This is a genomic window from Lysobacter brunescens (assembly GCF_042677005.1).
Lineage (GTDB): Bacteria > Pseudomonadota > Gammaproteobacteria > Xanthomonadales > Xanthomonadaceae > Lysobacter_I > Lysobacter_I brunescens.
On record NZ_JBHTIF010000001.1, the window covers coordinates 578,062 to 597,367 of the forward strand.

The window sequence follows — 19,306 nt, forward strand, 5'->3', positions numbered from 1 at the left end:
ACTCACTCCAGAGTCACTTCAGGATGTGCTGTTCCTTCCCAACTGTCATGGAGGAGGTCGAATTGATCGTCTTCGCTCAGTTTTTCACCAAAAACTTCTAGCAGGCGCTGAACTGCAACGGGGGCTCCCTGTGCGAGTTCTGCGACTTGCTTCTCCAGCGAAGATACCGGCTCGATCCGCTCTTCTCGTCGATATCTCGCCACAGTCATTGATTCGGATTTCTCGACAGACTCCAGCTTCGGATGTGCGATTCGATTTCTGACTGTGTGCATCTTCCGCAAAGTACGCCAAGGCTCGGCATTCTTGTCGTATTCCACCCCCATGGACGAGCAGAGAATCCGCAACTTCAGCGTAGGACTTGCGCTTTCGACGTCCTCCTTCCAGTGATCCACCATTCTTTCACCGAAGGCATTGCAAATAGCCTCAATCGCAAGGCAGCTCATCGTAACCGCGACAAATTCGTGATCTCTCCAGCCAATAGACTTCTCTGCGGCTTTCGAAGCACTGACCCTCGCAATACGCAGGAGTGTGTGGTGCGCAGAGTAGAGTCGGCGCTTGTGCACTACCATCTTTCCTCGCATCCCATCCTCCAGCATCTCTGCAAACAGGTCCCTCGCTACGCTCGGGATGACAATCGTCCCCCTACTGCCCCATCGCCTCGACGATGCGCGCACGCGCCGTCTCGGCCAGGCGGCGCCGGCCTTCGGCGTCGCCGGGCAGGATCGGTTCGAGGAAGAGGATGTCCGCGTCGCGCGAGGGTTCGCCGAGCAGGCGCAGGAAGTTGGCGGCGAAGCTCTCGGTCGGGCCGAAGGCGACGATGGTCTGGGCGCTGCCGTGCGCGCCGTAGCGCAGCGCGACCGGCTGCACCGGCACGTTGGCCTCGACGGCGGCGAGGAAGATGCGGGCGTGGAACGGGCCGACCTCGTCGCCGCTCCGCGTGCGGCCTTCCGGGAACACGCCGACCGCACGGCCGTCGCGCAGGCGGGCGAGCATTTCGTGCAGCACGCCGCCGAGGGACTCCTGGCTGCCGCGCTGGTGGTAGATGGTCTCGCCCATCGTCGCCAGCCAGCCCACCAGCGGCCAGGAGGCGATCTCGCGCTTGGCGACGAAGCCCATCATCCGGTAGGCGTGCAGGGCGACGATGTCGATCCAGCTGACGTGGTTGGCGACGAACATCACCGCGCCCGGCAGCGGCGTGCCGATGCAGCGCATGCGGAAGCCGAACACGCGCATGAGGCTGCGCTGCCACCAGCGCACCACGCGGTGCTTGAGCGGATCGCCGGCGATGCGCAGGTCGCCGAACGGCGGCGACATCAGGATCAGGATGATCGGCAGGTCGACGAGGACGTGCCACGCGAGCAGCGGCGTGCGGCAGGCATAGCGGAGCAGCCGGGCGACCGGCGAAGACGGGGGGGGAACGGTCATGCGGGCACGATACCGAACCCGGGCGCGGCTGTGCATCCCGGTCGCAGGGATCGGCCGGGCTCAGCCCTCGGCGGACGCCGGCGTACGGTGCGGCACGGCGGCCAGGGTCAGGCGCGACACGCAGGCCAGGCGACCGAGTTCGTCCTCGATCCGGACTTCCCAGACCTGGGTCCGGCGACCGACGTGCAGCGGCCGGGCAGTGCCGGTGACCGTGCCTTCGCGCACCGCGACCAGATGGTTGGCGTTGATCTCGACGCCGACGCAGATCTCGCCGGGCGCGGTGCAGAGGTTGGCCGCGACGCTGCCCAGGGTCTCGGCGAGCAGCACGGAGGCGCCGCCGTGGAGCAGGCCGTAGGGCTGCTTCGTCCGCCGGTCCACGGGCATGGTGCCGCGCAGGAAGTCGGGGCCGATCTCGGTGAAGACGATGCCCAGCGGCTCCATCGCGGTATCGCGGGAGCTGGCGTTGAGCTGTTCGAGGCTGGTCTGGGCGCGGAACAGGGACGGCGCCGGGGGAAGGATGTCGGTCACCGCGCAAGGATAGCCGAGCACCGCTGCCGGATCATGGCCGGCGTGCCGCGGGGGGCGAAAAGAGCCGGCCCGGTGCGTCGAGGTGCCTGGGGACGGGCGTATCGACGTGCCGGGCCGGGTCCGGGGAAAGGGCCTCCGGCGCGGGAGAGAGGGCGCGTGCGGAGGGTGATGGCGTGCCTGCCATCGGAAAAACGTGGGGGAGAAGACGGGAGACCGGGCTCAGCCGCAGCGGAAGCGGGCCTGGCCCCAGTCGGAGGTGTAGCGGCGTTCGGCGGCATAACCGCTGGAGCGGCCGTAGCCGGTGCCGAAGTCGCGCGCGCGGTAGCGCGGGGCGGCGAGGTGGTCGGGTCCGCTGGCCGGCAACACGGGAGCCGGCGTGCGCGGGGCGAGCGGGGCGTGGGAGTGCGAGGCGTTCATGGCGTGACCTTGGCGATGCGGAGGATGTGCAGGGGGAGGTGTGCTGTGGTGGGGGTGTCGCGGGGCGCGGGTGTTGCGGGAGGACGGGATCAGGCGCAGCGGAAGCGCGGCTGGCCCCAGTCGGAGGTGTAGCGCTTGTTCGAGGCGTAGCCGCTGGAGCGGCCGTAGCCGGTGCCGGCGGTGCGCTCGAGGTAGCGGCGGGCGGACGACAGGGGCACGACGGTGTCGCGGGCCGGGTCGACGGGGGCGTGGGTGGTGGTCGGGGTGGAGGCGTTCATCGTGGTGTCCTGAAGTGGCTGCGTCTTGGTGTGTTGGTAAAGTACAACACCATCCCGGCATGACACATATGCCGGAAGTCACCCCGCCTTCGTCATGCATGCAAGTGATTGATCCGAAAGGAACGGACCTGCAGAACGACGATGCCCGCGACGGGCGCGGGCATCGAGAGGATGTTGCATGGGCTTATCCGCGGACGGCGCTTACTGCGCTGCGTCCCAATCGAGCACGTAAGCCCACCAGTTATTGCGCAGGCCCCCATTGCGGCCAGCGAAGTTCGGGATCTTGCCCAGCCAGTAACGGTTCCAGCCCAGATCCGTGCATCCCCACTTGTCGCAGTTGTTCCGTGTCGTCGCGCCAGTCAACGCGGGATACCGTTCCCAGTCGTCGCAGGTGTTCTCTTCCATATGGCGATCGTCGCGGTTGTATTGCCCCGCATTGTCAGGGTCGCTGTCGGGCACGGGAGTATTGAGGCTGCCATGCGCGTTGCCGCAGGCTGCGGTCGTGCTATCGAAACCGCGCGCCGTGAAACGCTCGAGAAGGTTGGGATTCGTCGGGAACGGCAGGGGCGGGATCGGCTGGTAAAAATTCCGCCACGCACCGAACTTGCGCCACATGGTGTACTCCATCCGGTGAGCCATGTTCTCCAGCATGTTGTGCATTCTGTCGTCGTACTCGAAGCCCTCGTAACTGAAGCCCATGACGGGAAGTTTCACGTTGCAGGTGGTGTTGCCGATGACCTCGCCATTGATGTTGAAGGCGCCCGGCCCGGCCATCCGCGCCTCGGCAAATCCGAAGAAGGCCCCACCCATCAACCACACTTCATCGATCGTGTCGGCGTTTGCAAGCTCGCAGATTTTCTTGTCCCGGAGCAACTTGGCATAGTCGAGCTTGCGGCTTTCGGTGCATGTGGACCATGCCGTGGCGCAGGCCAGGTATTCCTGCTCGCCGAAAACCGTGCCGCCGACGAAGGTCGGAAACTCGCGCAAGGTGAGGTGGCGGACAACCGAGAACTGGACGACGCCATCGGTGATCGACTCCATCTGGTCGATGAGGAAACGCTCCATCGTGCGCGGACTGTTCCACCACGGCATGGCCCGACTCAGCGGCTGATTGCCGAGACTGGCGATCAGTGGATCCATGTCGATCACCATCACTTTGGTGCGAATCGGCGCATCCGCGCGAGCGATCCTCGCACCGCCGACCGAAACGAACGCGCTGGTGATGTCTTCGAATGTTTCGAACTGCGGTTCGACGATGCGATGGATCCGGTCGCCGCGCGTGACGAACTGGTACTCGAGGCCATCGGCATGGATCGCCTTGTGATACGCCGTCACGCGGGCAGTCGGGCTGCTGCCGACCCAGTCGGCGACGCCGGTGTGATCGTACCAGGCAGACCACGTGCCGTTGGGCGGCGACTGGCGACGAGCGTAGACCCTGCCGGCACGTACAAGATACTGGCTGAGCCAGCCATCTTTGTCCCTGGACACGGTGAACGAAGAGATCGCCGCCGTACCCGTACCGCCGAAAGCATGGTCGACGTTCTCCCAGACGCTCCATCCTCCGCCCTGACGTTCCGTGATTCGATACACGCTGCCGCCGCGACTGAGGAACATGCGGTACAAGCCATCGGAATAGACTTCGGCATCGAATGCGGTGATCTCGCCATCGCCAACGCGATTGACGCCATCGAACTGCGCGGTGATGTTCTCCCAATCTCCGACAGACCCGACTCTGCGGTAGACCCGACCATTGCGTACAAGGAATTCGCGCAGCTTGCCGTCCTTGTAAAGCGCGGAGCCGAATGATGTGGTCGTGAGTCCCTGCATCGCCGCCTGGGCACTCGCGACGAAGGACAGGCAAAGCAGCAAGGCGAAAGCCAGCAGGCAGCGGATCCCGACCGATGTGGTCAGGGCGACTGATCGCTGCGATCTGGCGGGGTTGTGGTGTTTCATGCGACCTCCGTGGACGCGTTGGGGGATGTGCCACGGGGTACGTGCGACCGCCGCGAACCCTGACATGCGCCCATGCATGTCAGGGTTGCGTGGCGTTCCCCGTAAGGCATCCGGCACGCCCCGCTTCCCTGTCCGGACCACCCGACGCACGCCCGATGTCACCGTCCCAGCACGCCATCACCGACGACGACGCACCCGCCAGCCTGGCGCAGCGCGCACGTGCGCACTCGCTGCGCATGCTCAAGGGACTGGTACCGCCCGCGAGCGTAATCGCACTGGCGCATACCGACGAAACAGTGGCGGACGAACACTTCGCCGCCGCGCTGCTGGTGATCGTCGGCCTGGCCTTCTCGCTTGTCGTGTCATGACGCTGCGGGACAAGGCCAGCGTCCATGGCTGCGGGCATGACCGATGCGCGCGCGTGTTGACGAGCTTCCGGGCAGGGGCAACGATACCGCTCCGCCCACAGGGAGCCAGGCATGCAGGATTCGACGGACGCCACGCAGGAAGTCACGCAGCTGGTGCGCCGCTGGAGCGAAGGCGACACGACTGCGCTGGACCGGCTGCTGCCGATGGTCTACGCCGACCTGCGCGCCATCGCGCGGCGCGAGCTGTACGGGCATCGCGGACACGACACCCTGCAACCGACGGCGCTGGTCAACGACGTGCTGCTGAAGCTGATCGACCGCGAGCGTCCGCAGGCCCTGCTCAGCCGCGCGCATCTGTTCCATACCGCCGCGCGGATGATGCGGCAGATGCTGGTCGACCGCGCGCGCAGCGCGGCCAGCGAGAAGCATGGCGGCGGCCTGCTGCGCGACGACTTCACCCGCGCGCTGGAGCTGCCGATCCCCGACGACACGCAGCTGCCCGAACTGGACAAGGCGCTGGACGCGCTGGCGCGGCTGGACGAGCGCATGGCCAGGGTCGTCGAACTGCGCTATTTCATCGGCCTGAGCGTGGCCGAGGTGGCGAACGTGCTGGAACTCGACGAACGCACGGTCTATCGCGACTGGGCCTCGGCGCGCGCCTGGCTGCGCGAACGCCTGCAGGACGACGCATGAGCGGCGGCACTGCCGCGACCACCACGGACACCCGATGACCGACGATGCCTTCCCGCGCGACGACGCAGTCGAAGTCCGTGCGCTGGCGCTGCTCCGCGACCTGCTCGATCTCGATGCCGCCGCGCGCGATGACGCCCTCCTCCAGCGGACCGACGATGCCGCGCTGATCGCGCGCGTCCGCGAGCTGCTCGCGCAGGTCGACGAGTCCGAACTCGACGCGCCTGCGGCGCTCGACCTGCGCTTCGGGCCATATCGCGCCCGCGAACGCATCGGCCAGGGCGGCATGGGCGAGGTCTTCCGCGCCGAGCGCGCCGACGGCAGCTTCGAGCGCCATGTCGCGATCAAGCGCATGCACGGCGGCTACGCCGGGCTCGCCGCGCGCTTCCTGCGCGAACGCCAACTGCTCGCGCGCCTGCAGCATCCCAACATCGCCCAGCTCATCGACGGCGGCTTCGACGCCCACGGACAGCCCTGGCTGGCGATGGAACTGGTCGCCGGGCAACCGATCCACCGCTGGTGCGACCTGCACCAGGCCTCGCTCGACACCCGCGTGCGCCTGATGATCCAGCTGTGCCGCGCGGTCGACCACGCGCATCGCCACCTCGTCGTGCATCGCGACCTCAAGCCCGGCAACGTGCTGGTCGATGCGGAAGGCAACGCCAAGCTGCTCGATTTCGGGATCGCCCGCCTGCTCGACGACGATGACGAGCACACCCATACGCATGCGATGACCCCGGCCTGGAGCGCGCCCGAGCAGCGCAACGGCGAACCGGCGACCACCGCCAGCGACCTCTACCAGCTCGGCCTGCTGCTGCGCCTGCTCCTCTCGGGGTTTCCGCCGTCACCGGCACCGGGACGCATGTCGCGCCAGTACGACGACCTGCTGCTCGACGACAGGCCTGCCGCGCAATCGCTGGCGGAAGCGCGCGGCACCACGGCGGACGCGCTCTCGCGCCGGCTGCACGGCGACCTCGACGCCATCGTCGCGCTGGCCACGGCCGAGGATCCCGCGCAGCGCTATCCCGCCGCCAGCGCCTTCGCCGCCGATCTGGAGCGATGGCTCGACGGTCTGCCGGTCGCCGCGCGCGACGCCGAACGCGGCTATCGCCTGCGCCGCGCCGCGCGACGCTACTGGCCTGCGCTCGCTGCAGGCATCGCGGCGCTGGCCTTCGTCGGCTATCACCTGTACAGCATGAACGTTGCCCTTCGACGCGTGGAGGCCGAGCGCGTCGCTGCGGTCGCAGCACGCGAGAAGGAAACGCGCCAACGCGAACGCGCGGAGAGAGAACGCGACAAAGCCGACATGCTCGCGGACTATTTCGGCGAACTGTTCGATGCGATGCACCCGAGCGAACTTGCGAAAGGCGATGTCCCGGCATATCGCTTGCTCGAACGCGGCATGGAACGACTGCAGAACGATGCGACCATGCCCCCGGGCACGCGCGCCGAACTGTTGATCGCAACGTCCAACGCACTCAATCATCTCGACCGGAGCGCAGATCAGCATCGCGCCATCGAACAGGCGATCGCCCTGTTGCGCGATGCGCCTGAACAGCATCCCGACGAGCTCGCACGCGCTTACACCGCCCAGGCGCTTGCGATGAATGCGCAGGGCGACGACGAAGGAAACCGCAAGGCGATCCACGCGGCGACAACCCTCTACGACAAGGGCCTGGCTCACGATCCGGTCACGCACGACAGCCTGCGCATCGCACGCGCGATGCTGACGGGCCGTGACGGCGACAAACGGGGTGCAGCCGAGCAGTATCGGACGATCATTCCCGATACGCGCGCGCGCATCGGCAGCACGTCCCAACTGCGTGCGGTGCAGAACCACACAGGTGCGCTCATCAACCTCGCCTTCCTCGAAAAGGATCCGAAGGTATCGATCGCGCTCTACCGCGAGGCGCTGGATGTCGTCGAGGCACGGGATCCCCACAATCTCCGGATGCGCTACCTGGCCAGGAACTATCTGGTGAATGCCATGATCCGCGACCAGGATCTGGATGCTGCAGACCGCCTCGCGCAGAGCAACCTGCGAGACGCCTCCGCCTACTTCGTCGAAAGCGATGCGTGGCTCGGGATGATCCACGACACCGCAGCGAGACTCGACCTGCTCAAGGGTCGCTACGCTCGATCGGCGGATCGCTATGCGATCGCCGACCAGATCATTTCGAAGACGATGGGAAGCCAGCATTCCGTCGCCGTGAAAGTGACCTACGACTCGATGATGACCGACTTCATCACCGATCGTCTGGCGTCTGCGGAACGGAAGCTGGCCTCGATCGCGGATCTCGACAAGCCTCCGGGAAAGCCACCGATCGCAAACGACGTGATGCGCGCCTACCTCGCCTGCACCAAGGCACCATCGCAGCGCACGCTTGCGCGAATCGAGGCGCTGTTCGAAGACATGACGCCCGGAGAAAAAGACACCTTCTACATGCGCGAGTTCGACTGGGCCGCGCGCTGCAGGCAGCGCCTGCAGCGCCGCTGACACCGTCACCGGCACGACTCAGAGGATCGGCGCCAGGCCCGCGCCGAAGGCGGTGAAGATGCGGGTCAGCGGGCGGATCAGCATGTCGACCTCGGGAAAGTCGCCGACCGGCTCGTGGCAGGCGCGGAACTTCGGGTCGCGCGGCGACAGCGGCTTCGGGCAGTCCGGGCCGGGCTTGAACTCGTAGCTGGTCGCATAGCGCACCGGCCAGAAGTCGAACACAGGCAGGTGCTCGGAAATCTTCGCCAGCGAGTACTCCAGCCCCGAGAACACCGGCGGCTTGTCGCGCGGCGCGATCACCCAGGCGTTCTCCGGGCGCATGTCGCGCTCGATGCTGTCGGCGAGCTGGCGGGCGAACACGGGATCGTCGATCACCACCACCGCCTCGGTGTTGTAGTGGTCGCCGCGCGGATCGAAGTTGTGCGTGCCGATCACGCCGACGCGGTCGTCGATCACCAGCGACTTGGCATGCAGGCCGAAGCGCACGCCGCCGCGCTTGAGCGGCACCGGTTCGTTGCTGCCGCGCTTGGAATAGCGCAGCGCCGAATACTCGCGGGCCAGCGGCGTCGGCCGGTCGGGCGAGCGGCTGCCACCGAACGCGGAGGCGCCCGAGGAGCCCGCGCCGCCGGACGACCCGGAACCCAGCGGACCCACGTTCGGCGACAGGTCCAGCGATGGCCGCACCGGCACGCCCTGCACCACCGGCGTGCCGTCGTCCAGCCATTCGACATCGACGGTACCGGTGGCCTCGACGTCGATCGGCGCGTCCTGCGGGAACGGCTTGAATTCGTGGATCTCGAACTTGTAGTCGCGCAGGTAGCGGCGCTTGTACTTGTACGACAGCGCGTACGGGATGAAGGCATCGGTCGCGGCCAGGCTGTTCGTCGACACCTGCACGCGCGGCGGCTTCGGACGCGCCTGCATCTGCAGGAACATGCGCTGCGCCGGTTTCGACATCACCAGGTAGGGCGTCTGCAGCAGCACGCGGTCCTGCGCGGACACGATCAGGTCGCGCAGCAGGCGCGAGGACGCGGTGGCATCTGGCGAATCCTCTTCGTCGTGCTTCTCGGGCGGATCACCGATGTAGCGCAGGTGGCGCACCGGCAGCGCGGCATCGACCAGGCGCTCGCGCACCAGCGCGGCGTCGTCTGCATCGCGGCCGATGGCCTGCAGCCGGCGCGGATGCTCGGGCGCGCGGTCGCGCACCGGCGGCACGCCCTGCTTCAGCACGAGACGACCCACGTCGGAGAGTTTCGTCAGCGGCGTGCTCAGCGGCGCGTTCCAGAAGGCCTCGAAATGCGCGGCCATGTCCGGCAGCGACGGCCCGGCGACGAGGATGTCGCGATCGCGGAAGTTGTAGCGCGCGTCCCAGTCGAAATAATCGTTCTGGTAGTTGCGTCCGCCGGTGATCGCGATCAGGCCGTCGACCACCATCAGCTTGTTGTGCATGCGCTGGTTGAGGCGGCGGAAGCAGCACAGCGTCGCGACCGCGTACATCGGATAACCGAAGCGCGCGCGGCCCAGCACCGGGTTGTAGACGCGCATCTCGAAGTTGCGGTGCGCACCCGCCAGCGCGGCGACGGTGTCCACGTGCTTGAGCGCGGCCAGTTGGTCGGCGAGCAGGCGCACCTTCACGCCGCGCCGCGCGGCCGCCAGCAGTTCGTCGAGGATCAGGTGACCGGCGTCGTCCTCGTCGAAGATGTAGGTCTGGATGTCGATGCTGCGCTGCGCGCCGCGGATCAGGTCCAGCCGAGCGAGCAGCGCATCCTGGCCGTAGTCGAGGATGAGCGCGTAGTGCTGTGGCGCAGAGGATCCCGGGATGGCTGCGACGGGCTGCGCTGCTCGTGCTTCGGCCGTGCTTGCATCGGTCGTGCCCGCATCGGCATCAGGCGGGCCGGCAGCCGGGGCATCGCTGGCTGCCTCGTCAGCGTCCTGCGATGCGGACGACGACGCGACGACCACGCCCTGCGCGCGTTCGCCGAGCTCGCGCAGCGGCGACGGCCGCGCACAGGCGTCGGCGCGGTCGCAGGTGGACTCGGCGCTGCGGGCGGCCTCGACCACCGCGACGACGCGCGTGTGCTCGCGCTCGGACAGCGTGCTGCAGGCGGTCTGCGCGAAGGCCAGCACGGCCAGCGCGCAGAGGGTCCAGCGCGTCATTCCGCAGTCTCCCGCACGCGCAGGCGGAGCGTGAAGCGGACGTTGTCCGAGACCGCGAACATCCAGCGGTCGACGCCGTAGTCGCTGCGACGTACGCCGCCGCTGGCGACCACATCGCAGTCGACCGCCACGCGTTCGCAGGCGCTGGGCTCGATGAGGAAGACTTCGCGACGGGTGACGTCGCGGATGCGCAGCTGCCCGGCCAGCTTGCCGCCGGCACGGATCAGCGCATCGTCGTAGGGTTCGGACACGAACTCGATCTCGGGGAAGCGATCGGCGTCGAAGAAGCCATCGCCGCGGGTGATGGCGGTATAGCTGGGATAGCCGACGATCTCGATGTCGCGCGCGGACATGCGCAGGTGCACGCGCTCGCGGCCATCGTCGAGGGTTTCGATGCGCCCCTGGTAGGTCGGGAAACGACCGCGCAGGCTCTGTCCCCAGCGGGTCTTCAGGTTGAAGCCGATGCGGGTGTGCTGGGTATCGACTTCGGCCGCCGAGGCGGGACGCCCCGTGGCCAGTGCGACAGCGACGACGGGCAGGAGAAGCGCGGCAACGACTGGGTTCACGGCCACCAGAACGCGGAGAGACGGGCCACGCCGGGCTCGACCGAGGCCTCGACGGGGAAATCCAGCACCACGATGCCGGCGGGAGGCATGCCCCGGTAGTCGCCGGACTGTCCGCTGTGCATCAGGGCCGCCAGCCGCTCCAGGCCGGGATTGTGGCCGACCAGCAGCAGGCGCTCGGCTTCGCGGTGTTCGTCCACCAGCGCCGCCAGGGTGCCCGGGGTGGCTTCATAGATCTGCTCGACCAGCCGCTGCTCGACGAAGCCGATCGTGGCCATCACCGACTCCAGGGTCTCGCGCGTGCGTCGCGCCGGCGAACACAGCACCCGGTCCGGCACCAGCCCCTGCTCCGACAGCCAGCGCCCGGCGGCCTCGGCCTCGGCCAGACCCTCCGCGGACAACGGGCGGTCGAGGTCGGCCTGGTCGGAGGATGCGGGTTCGGCATGGGCGTGGCGGAGCAGGATCAGGGTTCGCATGGGCGCACGGTCCTTGGCCGGAATGGTCGGGTCAGCTTAACCGAGATTCGCGGGCGTCGATCCGCGAGACCCGCATCCGCGCATCAGCCTTCCGGCAGCTTGCGGATGGCCTCGCGGAAGAACAGGCGGTCCGAGGGCGTGAGCTCGCGCAGGCGGCGGCGCAGGCGCGCCAGCGCATCGGTACTGCGCTGGGCGTCGCCAGCATGGGCCTCGTACCAGGCGACTTCGTACAGCAGGTTCGCGCGCTGCAGGGCATCGACCTGGACGCGGCCGGCGTCGACATCGGCGAGCAGGGCGACGGCCAGCGCGCGCCAGTCCGGCCAGTCGGTCGACAGCACGATCGGCGCAGTCAGCTCGCGGAAGCTCGCCGGCGAAATCACCGGCCAGCGCTGGAACGCGTCCAGGCGCGGATGCACGGCGTCCGGCCCGTTGGCGCGGACCATGCGCAGCAGGTAGATCGTGTTCCAGAAGCCGACGCCGAGGCCGTGGCGCTCGTTCAGCCACGCCGCCAGCGCGATCCACGCCAGCGGATGGCCGTCGTCCTTCGGCACGTCCAGGCCGCAGCGCTCGAACAGCCACAGCGACCAGCCGAGGTTGCTGGCCGTGGACGCGGCGGCGTCGAACATCTCGGCTTCGTTGGCCAGCGCCAGGGCCAGGCGGTAGTGGTCCAGCGCGGTGCGCGCGGCGGCGGTGCGTTCGAGGAGGTCCACGCTTTCGTCGAGCGCCAGCGCGCGGTGGATCAGCGCCTGCAGGTTGGCGTGTTCGCTGCGCACGCGTGGGTGGTACTGGAACAGGCCGACCCAGCGTGGGTCCTCGGTGGCCTGGCGGAGGATCTGCTTGGCGCCGAGCGGGTCGCGCCCGGCATAGGCGCACCAGGCCTGCACGATCGCGGCCATCGCGCCGAGCCAGGCGTGCTCGGGCGCCTGCTCGTCGTGCCAGTGCTTGTCGAGTTCGGCGAGCACCGCGCGGGCGGCATCGGCGTTGCCGGCGCGGCGCCAGACCATCGCCTGCTGCAGCAAGGACAGCGCCTGCAGCCACGGATCCGGCGCCAGGGTCTGCGCGCGGCGGTAGCCGGCCAGCGCGCCGCGCTCGCGGTCGAGGATCAGCCGGCCATCGAGCATGTCGCGACGCGCGCCGGCCCAGGCATGCCAGTAGGCCGGGCTGGCACGGCTGGCGCGGGCCACGGCGGTCGCGGAGGCCTGCTGCACCGGCTTGCCCAGCCATGCGGCGACGGCGTCGGCGCCGGCCGGCTCGCCGTGCAGGAGGATGCGCAGCCGGGGGGCTTCGCCATCGACCAGCCAGTACGGGCCGCGGTTGCGCCCGGCCAGCGGCAGGAGTTCGGGGTCGCGGGTGCGGTCCTTGCCCCAGCCCACGCGCAGGCCCCAGCGCGCGAAGTCGCCGTAGGCCCGGCTGATCACCATGCGCAGGTTGCGCGCGCTGGCGAACTGCTCGCGCAGCTGGGTCTCGCGCACCCAGCCCTCGCCGGCCTGCGCGGCCAGCCACAGCCGCAGCAGGATCCACAGCGACTGGTGCCGTACCGGCTTGCCGAGCACCCGGGCGGGCGCCTCCAGTTCGATCTCGATCGGGGCCGTGACCCTGCCGTCTTTGCGTGCGTCGATGCGTGCGTCGTTCATGGCCCGAGTCTGTCACGCGCGTCGGCGCGGAGTGACAAAAGTTACAGCAGTGACGATCGCGACGACAGCGGGCATTGGGCTGCACGCCCACTGAGTCGACACTGGGGTCATCCCAACCGCTGCCGGAGTCGCCGATGTCGCCGTCCCTGTTCCGTACAGTCATGCTCCGCACCGTCACGCTCTGCACGGCCACGTTCCGCACCGCTGCGCTGGCCGCACTCCTCTGCACGGGCATCGCCCTCGCCGTCGCACCGACGGCACAGGCCAAACCACCTGCAAAGACCGCCGCGACCCCCAGCCCCGCCGCCCGCTTCGCCGCCTACGGCCATCCGGGCAGCTTCCTGCTCCAGCGCGACGGCAAGCCGGTGCAGGTGGTGCACGGCGGCGATCGCGCCGACACCCCGCTGAGCCCGGCCTCGACCTTCAAGGTGCTGGTCGCCCTGGTCGCGCTGCAGACCGGCACCCTGCGCAACGGCGACGAAGTCGTGCCGTGGAACGGCAAGCGCTATCCGGACCGACCGCAGTGGGAGCGCGACATGGCCCTGCGCGAGGCGATGCAGACCTCCAGCGAGAGCTTCTTCGGCGTGCTCGCCAACCGCATCGGCCGCGAGCGGCTGGCGACCTGGGTGCAGCGCCTGCAGTACGGCAACGGCCGCATCGGCGAGGTCCCGGCACAGGTCTGGCACGACGGCGTGCTGACCATCACCGCGCGCCAGCAGCTGGACTTCATCGACCGCCTGCGTCGCGGCGCGCTGCCGATCTCGCCCGCGCACATCGCCACGGTGAAGGCGGCCATGGACAGCGGCGAAATCGATGGCCGGCGGATCTACGGCAAGACCGGCACCCACGTCGATCGCGACAGCGGCAATGCCTGGTGGGTGGGCTGGGTAGAGGCCGGCCGGGTGGAAGGCGGCAAGGCGCCGGCAGCGAGCTTCGTGCTCGGCATCGACCTCGCGTCGACCGACGAGCGCGCGCGTAGCATCGCATTGGGCAAGCGCATTCCACTCGGCAAGCAGCTGCTGCGCGACGCAGGCGCGCTGGGAGGGCACTGAGACCATGCGCGCACTGTTCTGCCTCGCATTCACGATGGCACTGGCGGCCTGCGCCACGCAGACGCCCCCCGCCTCGCCGCAAGCCGACGTCACCCTGCATCACCTGCGCGGCCCGCTGTACGTCGCCGAAGACCGCGCATTCGTGAAGGAAAACAGCATGGTCTACGTCGGCGCCACCGAGGTGACCGTGATCGGTGCCACCTGGACGCCCGATACCGCCGCCCAGCTGCATCGTGCGATCCGCGAGGTGACGCCGCTGCCGGTGACCGAAGTGATCCTCACCAACCACCATCCCGACCGTGCGGGCGGCACCGGCTACTGGCAGCGTGCGGGCGCGCGCGTGCTCGCCACGCAGCAGATCGCAGAGTTGCTGCACGTGCGCTGGCCCGCACTGATGCAGTCCCTGCGCGCATCGTTCCGCGACTATCCCGCGATCCCGTCGGTCACGCCCGACGATGTGCGACCCGGGAATTTCAGTACGCAGAGCGGGCGCGTGCAGGCCATGTACCTGGGGCGCTCGCACACCGCAGACGGATTGTTCGTGTATTTCCCCGAAGAGCGCACGCTCTACGGCGGCTGCATCCTCAAGGAGTCGCTCGGCAATCTCGACGATGCCGATCTGGATGCCTATCCGGCTACGCTCGCGCGCCTGGATACGTTGACGCCGCCGATCCGGACCATCGTCTCGGGACATGGCTCGCCCGTGCACGGCAAGGACTTGATCGCGCACTACCTCGCGCTGCTGCGGGCGCACGCAACACAAGCACGTCCGGCGTCGACCAGGCCATGACGGCCAGACGCTGCGCCCGAACCTAGGGCGTCCTGGCCAGATCCACGCCGCAGTGCGGGCAGAAGCGGATCGCGGGCTTCGGCACCATGAAGTCGGTCGGTACGACCGGGCCTCGCGACAGACGGAAACGACATGCGGGGCAGCGAAAAGCCACCCATGTCGCAAAGGTCCCGACGAACAGCAGCAGCACGCCGCCGGCGAAGAGCAGGTTCCACCACCACGCAACGCACCATGCGACGAACGGTGCGTCGCGATCCGAGGCCAGCATCGCCACTGCCCCGCTGGCGATGCCCGGCAGCAAGGACAGGCACATCAGCCATGCGACCCACCGCGCCTGCCGGCGCATGCGCTCCAGCGCCGTGTCCGCCATCGGACGCGACTAGCCTTTCTTCACCCACTTCAGCAGCGGCGCCCAGTCGTCCTGATGCTCGCGCACGTGCTGCGAGTGGTAGTCGAACAGGCTGCGGCCCAGGCCGACCAGCATCACGTAGGCCTGGCTGTCGCGCAGCTCGGCGACCACCGGATACGGCCATTGCTTCAGAAGGTCCACCGCCTGCTGCGAGGCGTTCGTCCACGGCCGCAGGCGGTTGCCGACCAGCGCAACCTTCAGCTGGCCGCGACGCACGCGCGGGTGCTTGGCGATGCCGTTGAGGAAGGGCACGGTGGCGTCGATGTCCAGCGTGGACGGCAGCACCGGGACCACCAGACCGTCGGCGATGTCGAGGAAAGCTTCGAGGCTGTCGGCAGTGGAGCCGGCCGGAGCGTCGATGATGATCCGCTGCGCGTCGTCGGGGACGTGCTTCGCCCAGCTGCGTCGGGTGCCGTCGACCGGCAGTACCGCACTTTCCAGATCGGCGCGGCGCTCGGCCCAGCGCGTCGAGGAATGCTGCGGGTCGGCGTCGACCAGCACGGTGCGATGCCCCTCCAGCGCCGCCTGCGCGGCGAGGTGGGTGGCGAGGGTGGTCTTGCCGACCCCGCCCTTCGAACTGGCGACCAGAACCGTTTTCATCGGCACCTCCCGCAGTGAAGATGCCGCAGCTTACCACCCGGATCGCTGCGGAATTCAAGCACTTGCCGCTCGCGGCCCCGGGAATCCGGGCGATGCCGGCCCCGCTTTGCTATCGTCTGCGACGTTTTCGGGCATCCCGCCCCCCGGCTGCATGCCGGCACGACCAGGACAGCATGAACGGACTGCAGGACCTCGTGGCGCTCATTCGCGCCGACACCCCCCTCATCGTGATCGAGACCCCGGACGAGCCCAGGGTGGTGGAACTGTTCCGCCAGTCGCTGATGCACGTCTGGCGCACCCTGTTCCGCTGGTCGATCACCGAGGGCATGCGCCGCATCGACATGGACCGCGAGGACGAGGCCGACGTTGCCCCGGACGCCGGCGCCACCCTGCAGGCGATCTACCGCCACGACCAGCGCGGCGTCTTCCTGCTCCTCGACTTCGCCCCCTACCTGAAATACGCCGGCACCCTGCGCCAGGTCCGCGACATCCTCCAGCGCCGCAACTGCCTGCCGCACGTGCTGGTGCTGGTCGGCAACAAGGTCGAGCTGCCCGAGGACCTGGAAGCGCACGCGGTGCGCTACCGGCCGAAGCTGCCGGCCAGCGAGGCGCTGCTGAAGATGGTCAAGGACGAGGCCGCCGCCTACGCCCGCGAGCACGGCGGCAAGCGCGTCGAAGTCGACCCCGAAGCGGTCAAGCAGATCGTGCGCAACCTGCGCGGCCTGAGCGAGACCGACGCGCGCCGCATCGCGCGCCACCTGATCTTCCGCGACGGCGTGCTCGGCGCCGAGGACCTGCCGGAGCTGGCCAAGCTCAAGTTCGAACTGATCAACCGCAGCGGCCACCTGCACTACGAATTCGACCCGGTGAAGCTGGAGCACGTGATCGGTGCCAAGCGCGTGAAGCGCTGGATCGAACTGCGCCGCGCCGCCTTCGTCGACGGCAACGTGCCGCCGGGGCTGGACCCGCCGAAGGGCGTGCTGCTGCTCGGCGTGCAGGGCTGCGGCAAGTCGATGCTGGCCAAGGCGATCGCCGCCGGCTTCGGCGTACCGCTGCTGCGCCTGGATTTCGGCGCGCTGTACAACAAGTACCACGGCGAGACCGAGAAGAACCTGCGCGACGCCCTCACCTCCTCCGAACAGCTGTCGCCCTGCGTGCTGTGGATCGACGAGCTGGAAAAGGGCCTCGCCAGCTCCGGCGGCGAGGACGGCGGCGTCTCGCGTCGCGTGCTCGGCACCTTCCTCACCTGGATGGCCGAGCGCAAGTCACCGGTGTTCATGGTCGCCACCGCCAACCAGGTGCACGAACTGCCCGCCGAACTGCTGCGCAAGGGCCGCTTCGACGAGATCTTCTTCGTCGACCTGCCCAGCGCCGAGTCGCGCGCCGAACTGTTCGCCCTGCACCTGCGCCGCCGCCAGGTCGAGTGCGACAGCTTCGACTTCGCCGCCCTCGCCGGCGCCTCCGACGGCTTCTCCGGCGCCGAAATCGAGCAGGCCATCGTCGCCGCGCTCTACTCCGCCCACGCCAGCGGCCAGCCGCTCAGCGAATTCCAGCTCCGCGCCGAACTGAAGAACACCCGACCGCTCTCGGTGCTGATGGCCGAACAGGTGCAGGAACTGCGCGAATGGGCGGGACCGCGGACGGTGCTGGCGGATTGAAGAATCCGTCTTCGCATCTGCACATCGCACCATGGGAGGGCATCACGACATGTCGGCTACCGAGCTCTTCTCCGTGACGATCACGGCGGCGATATGCACCAGCCTTGCATTCCTGCTGCTCTACGCGATCTTCGTGCCTCGGCGGCTGGCGAAGGCCGGCATCAAGGTCGAGGAAGGACGCTGGGACTTCCTCGTGATGCGCGGCCTGCCACTGGCACAGCTGCAGGCCTATGCCTCACTGTTGAGCCCGGACGAGCGACGCAGGCTGCACAATCGCTATCTGTTGAATGCGCCGTTGATCATCCTCGGGCTGTATTTCATTGCTGCCGTACTGATTCTCTACGACGGACTGGCGCGCTGACTGCGCGCAAACCTGCTTCGATCCGAAATCTGCCATGCGCATCGACCTCTTTCCGAACGGACTGATCGACGATCTCGTCGTCGAAGATTGTTCGCTGCGCATCGAACGTACGGGGGACGCCAGATACACGCTGCATATCACGGGTGCGAAGACGCTGGCCATCACCCTGTGGGGCCCACGGCGCGTCCCGCTGATGCTGGACCCGATCGACCTGATGGACTGGATCCGCATGGACCCATCGGCGCTCATTGGCGGCTTGGTCGTCGAAACCGACATCTGCCACCTGCACCTCGAATCGATGACGCCTCGCCATTACTGGCTAGGCCTGTCCCGCGACGGCAATCTCAGTCACATCCATTTCACCTCGCCCGGATACGTGAAGGCCCGTCTCCTCGCAACCCCATGAAGATCATGCATCCCATCCCGCACCAGCTCCTTCGCGATCTCGCCGACGAGGACCGCGCCAAGACCCTCGCGTGGTGGGAGACGCTGCATCCCGATGCGCAGCTCGAATTCACGCAGTGCTGGGACCAGCGCAACGACGACACCGCATTGCACGGCATCAGCCGCGACGGCGCGATCGAATGGCATCCGCTGCCGATCGAGCTGCATGGCCGCATCGTCGACGATGACCACCGGATCGACGACGGGCTGGCACGCCGCCAACTGCTCGAATACATCAATGGCCACGAGGAAATCCAGTTCTTTCTCACCGCGCGCTCGTTCCACATCTGCCGCGCGCATCCCGGCGCACGCGCCTGCCTGCGCTCGGGATTGATCCCGAAGGATTTCCACTGCGAACAGCATCACCCGAACTGTCCGATGCGCGCGATCCTCGCGCATGCCGGCGGGCGATCGGTGGAACTGTTGCCGACTCCCACCAATCGAGAGAGATAGTGCCGGGCCAGCCCCTCACTGTGGCTTATCCATTCCGAGATCGATATGCAGGTCGAACGCTCACACTTCCTGATTCCCTTCCGGCTCGATGGCCAAGACCGCTTCCTCGTCTGGTATTCGGACGAGCAGGACGGCGTTCTGCTCACGGACATGGGCGCGGTGGCCTTGTTCGACAGCGAGGCCGCAGGCATCGCATACGCGAAAGCGAAAGGCCTCTCGGCAGCGGTGGATACCAGTGGGACCTGGGACTTCGACGCAATCGCGTGCTGGGTGGAGACACCGACCGCTGGTGGCATCGAGTGCAACACCTTCTACAACGCGTGGAACCTGCTGGGCGACATCGCGGCGAGCGTCGGCAAACCGCTCGAATTCACCGAGGATGAACGCCACATCCACGGGAAGCTGTTCTGGGGCTGCAACCTTCCCGTCGTCACGCCATCCGGCAAACATTTCATGCCTGCATGGCCCGAAGACGAGGTTCGCACCTTGGCCGACACCCTGCTCGACGGACTTCGATTGGCACGCGAGTCGATGGGCCACTGAAGCGACCCGC

Annotated in this window: 22 protein-coding genes; 10 read left to right on the forward strand and 12 right to left on the reverse strand. The window is 67.9% G+C overall.

Annotated features, from left to right (window positions below; genetic code table 11):
* Positions 1-2: 2 nt before the first annotated feature.
* The 6 genes from ACFQ0E_RS02455 to ACFQ0E_RS02480 form a co-directional block, all read right to left on the reverse strand.
* Entirely contained in the window at positions 3-581 is a 579-nt protein-coding gene (locus ACFQ0E_RS02455) for a hypothetical protein (protein WP_386822113.1), read from the reverse strand.
* Positions 582-642: 61 nt separating this feature from the next.
* Positions 643-1,425: a lysophospholipid acyltransferase family protein gene (locus tag ACFQ0E_RS02460; protein ID WP_386822114.1), complete on the reverse strand. Its 783-nt coding sequence runs from the start codon at positions 1,423-1,425 to the stop codon at positions 643-645.
* A gap of 60 nt (positions 1,426-1,485) precedes the next feature.
* Complete coding sequence (locus tag ACFQ0E_RS02465; protein ID WP_386824005.1) at positions 1,486-1,866, reverse strand: hotdog fold thioesterase; 381 nt, start codon at positions 1,864-1,866, stop codon at positions 1,486-1,488.
* Between the two features lie 306 nt (positions 1,867-2,172).
* The gene (locus tag ACFQ0E_RS02470) at positions 2,173-2,370 is read right to left on the reverse strand and encodes a hypothetical protein (RefSeq protein WP_137853228.1); all 198 of its coding nucleotides are present in this window, start codon (positions 2,368-2,370) and stop codon (positions 2,173-2,175) included.
* Between the two features lie 89 nt (positions 2,371-2,459).
* Positions 2,460-2,648, reverse strand: coding sequence for a hypothetical protein (locus ACFQ0E_RS02475; RefSeq protein WP_386822115.1), 189 nt, complete (start codon positions 2,646-2,648; stop codon positions 2,460-2,462).
* 201 nt (positions 2,649-2,849) lie between these two features.
* The gene (locus ACFQ0E_RS02480; RefSeq protein ID WP_386822116.1) at positions 2,850-4,601 is read right to left on the reverse strand and encodes a hypothetical protein; all 1,752 of its coding nucleotides are present in this window, start codon (positions 4,599-4,601) and stop codon (positions 2,850-2,852) included.
* Between the two features lie 155 nt (positions 4,602-4,756).
* Here ACFQ0E_RS02480 and ACFQ0E_RS02485 point away from each other — a divergent pair, with 155 nt between their 5' ends.
* From ACFQ0E_RS02485 to ACFQ0E_RS02495, 3 genes are all read left to right on the forward strand, one after another.
* Positions 4,757-4,969: a hypothetical protein gene (locus ACFQ0E_RS02485; RefSeq protein WP_386822117.1), complete on the forward strand. Its 213-nt coding sequence runs from the start codon at positions 4,757-4,759 to the stop codon at positions 4,967-4,969.
* A 111-nt stretch (positions 4,970-5,080) separates the two neighbouring features.
* Positions 5,081-5,662 (forward strand): ECF-type sigma factor, encoded by a 582-nt coding sequence (locus ACFQ0E_RS02490; RefSeq protein WP_386822118.1) that lies wholly within the window; start codon positions 5,081-5,083, stop codon positions 5,660-5,662.
* Positions 5,663-5,696: 34 nt separating this feature from the next.
* Positions 5,697-8,156, forward strand: coding sequence for a serine/threonine-protein kinase (locus ACFQ0E_RS02495; protein ID WP_386822119.1), 2,460 nt, complete (start codon positions 5,697-5,699; stop codon positions 8,154-8,156).
* An 18-nt stretch (positions 8,157-8,174) separates the two neighbouring features.
* Here the strand turns inward: ACFQ0E_RS02495 and ACFQ0E_RS02500 are convergent, their stop codons facing one another.
* The 4 genes from ACFQ0E_RS02500 to ACFQ0E_RS02515 all read right to left on the reverse strand — a co-directional run bounded on the left by ACFQ0E_RS02500 (position 8,175) and on the right by ACFQ0E_RS02515 (position 12,986).
* Positions 8,175-10,313, reverse strand: a complete 2,139-nt coding sequence (locus ACFQ0E_RS02500) for a phospholipase D family protein (protein WP_386822120.1) — start codon at positions 10,311-10,313, stop codon at positions 8,175-8,177.
* Positions 10,310-10,879, reverse strand: a complete 570-nt coding sequence (locus ACFQ0E_RS02505; RefSeq protein ID WP_386822121.1) for a YceI family protein — start codon at positions 10,877-10,879, stop codon at positions 10,310-10,312. The genes ACFQ0E_RS02500 and ACFQ0E_RS02505 overlap by 4 nt, the downstream gene beginning before the upstream one ends.
* Positions 10,876-11,352, reverse strand: coding sequence for a SixA phosphatase family protein (locus tag ACFQ0E_RS02510; RefSeq protein WP_137853232.1), 477 nt, complete (start codon positions 11,350-11,352; stop codon positions 10,876-10,878). Before ACFQ0E_RS02510 ends, ACFQ0E_RS02505 begins: the two co-directional genes overlap by 4 nt.
* A gap of 83 nt (positions 11,353-11,435) precedes the next feature.
* Positions 11,436-12,986 carry a hypothetical protein gene (locus tag ACFQ0E_RS02515; protein ID WP_386822122.1) on the reverse strand — a complete coding sequence of 517 codons (1,551 nt, stop codon included), beginning with the start codon at positions 12,984-12,986 and terminating at the stop codon, positions 11,436-11,438.
* 134 nt (positions 12,987-13,120) lie between these two features.
* Between ACFQ0E_RS02515 and ACFQ0E_RS02520 the strand changes: the two genes are divergently transcribed.
* Positions 13,121-14,038 carry a penicillin-binding transpeptidase domain-containing protein gene (locus ACFQ0E_RS02520; RefSeq protein WP_386822123.1) on the forward strand — a complete coding sequence of 306 codons (918 nt, stop codon included), beginning with the start codon at positions 13,121-13,123 and terminating at the stop codon, positions 14,036-14,038.
* Between the two features lie 4 nt (positions 14,039-14,042).
* Positions 14,043-14,828, forward strand: coding sequence for a subclass B2 metallo-beta-lactamase (gene bla, locus ACFQ0E_RS02525; protein WP_386822124.1), 786 nt, complete (start codon positions 14,043-14,045; stop codon positions 14,826-14,828).
* A 22-nt stretch (positions 14,829-14,850) separates the two neighbouring features.
* On the opposite strand, the gene ACFQ0E_RS02530 is transcribed toward bla, so the two are convergent.
* Positions 14,851-15,174, reverse strand: a complete 324-nt coding sequence (locus tag ACFQ0E_RS02530; RefSeq protein WP_386822125.1) for a hypothetical protein — start codon at positions 15,172-15,174, stop codon at positions 14,851-14,853.
* 33 nt (positions 15,175-15,207) lie between these two features.
* The gene (locus ACFQ0E_RS02535; RefSeq protein ID WP_386822126.1) at positions 15,208-15,837 is read right to left on the reverse strand and encodes a nucleotide-binding protein; all 630 of its coding nucleotides are present in this window, start codon (positions 15,835-15,837) and stop codon (positions 15,208-15,210) included.
* Between the two features lie 173 nt (positions 15,838-16,010).
* Here ACFQ0E_RS02535 and ACFQ0E_RS02540 point away from each other — a divergent pair, with 173 nt between their 5' ends.
* Genes ACFQ0E_RS02540 through ACFQ0E_RS02560 form a run of 5 tightly spaced genes read left to right on the forward strand, consistent with a single transcriptional unit; the run spans position 16,011 to position 19,296 of the window.
* A complete protein-coding gene (locus ACFQ0E_RS02540; protein ID WP_386822127.1) occupies positions 16,011-17,495 on the forward strand; it encodes an AAA family ATPase in 1,485 nt (494 codons plus the stop codon).
* 49 nt (positions 17,496-17,544) lie between these two features.
* Positions 17,545-17,856 (forward strand): hypothetical protein, encoded by a 312-nt coding sequence (locus tag ACFQ0E_RS02545; RefSeq protein WP_386822128.1) that lies wholly within the window; start codon positions 17,545-17,547, stop codon positions 17,854-17,856.
* Positions 17,857-17,890: 34 nt separating this feature from the next.
* Positions 17,891-18,262, forward strand: coding sequence for a hypothetical protein (locus ACFQ0E_RS02550; protein ID WP_386822129.1), 372 nt, complete (start codon positions 17,891-17,893; stop codon positions 18,260-18,262).
* A 5-nt stretch (positions 18,263-18,267) separates the two neighbouring features.
* Positions 18,268-18,753 carry a hypothetical protein gene (locus ACFQ0E_RS02555; RefSeq protein ID WP_386822130.1) on the forward strand — a complete coding sequence of 162 codons (486 nt, stop codon included), beginning with the start codon at positions 18,268-18,270 and terminating at the stop codon, positions 18,751-18,753.
* Between the two features lie 45 nt (positions 18,754-18,798).
* Positions 18,799-19,296 (forward strand): hypothetical protein, encoded by a 498-nt coding sequence (locus ACFQ0E_RS02560; RefSeq protein ID WP_386822131.1) that lies wholly within the window; start codon positions 18,799-18,801, stop codon positions 19,294-19,296.
* The last annotated feature ends 10 nt before the right edge of the window (positions 19,297-19,306 follow it).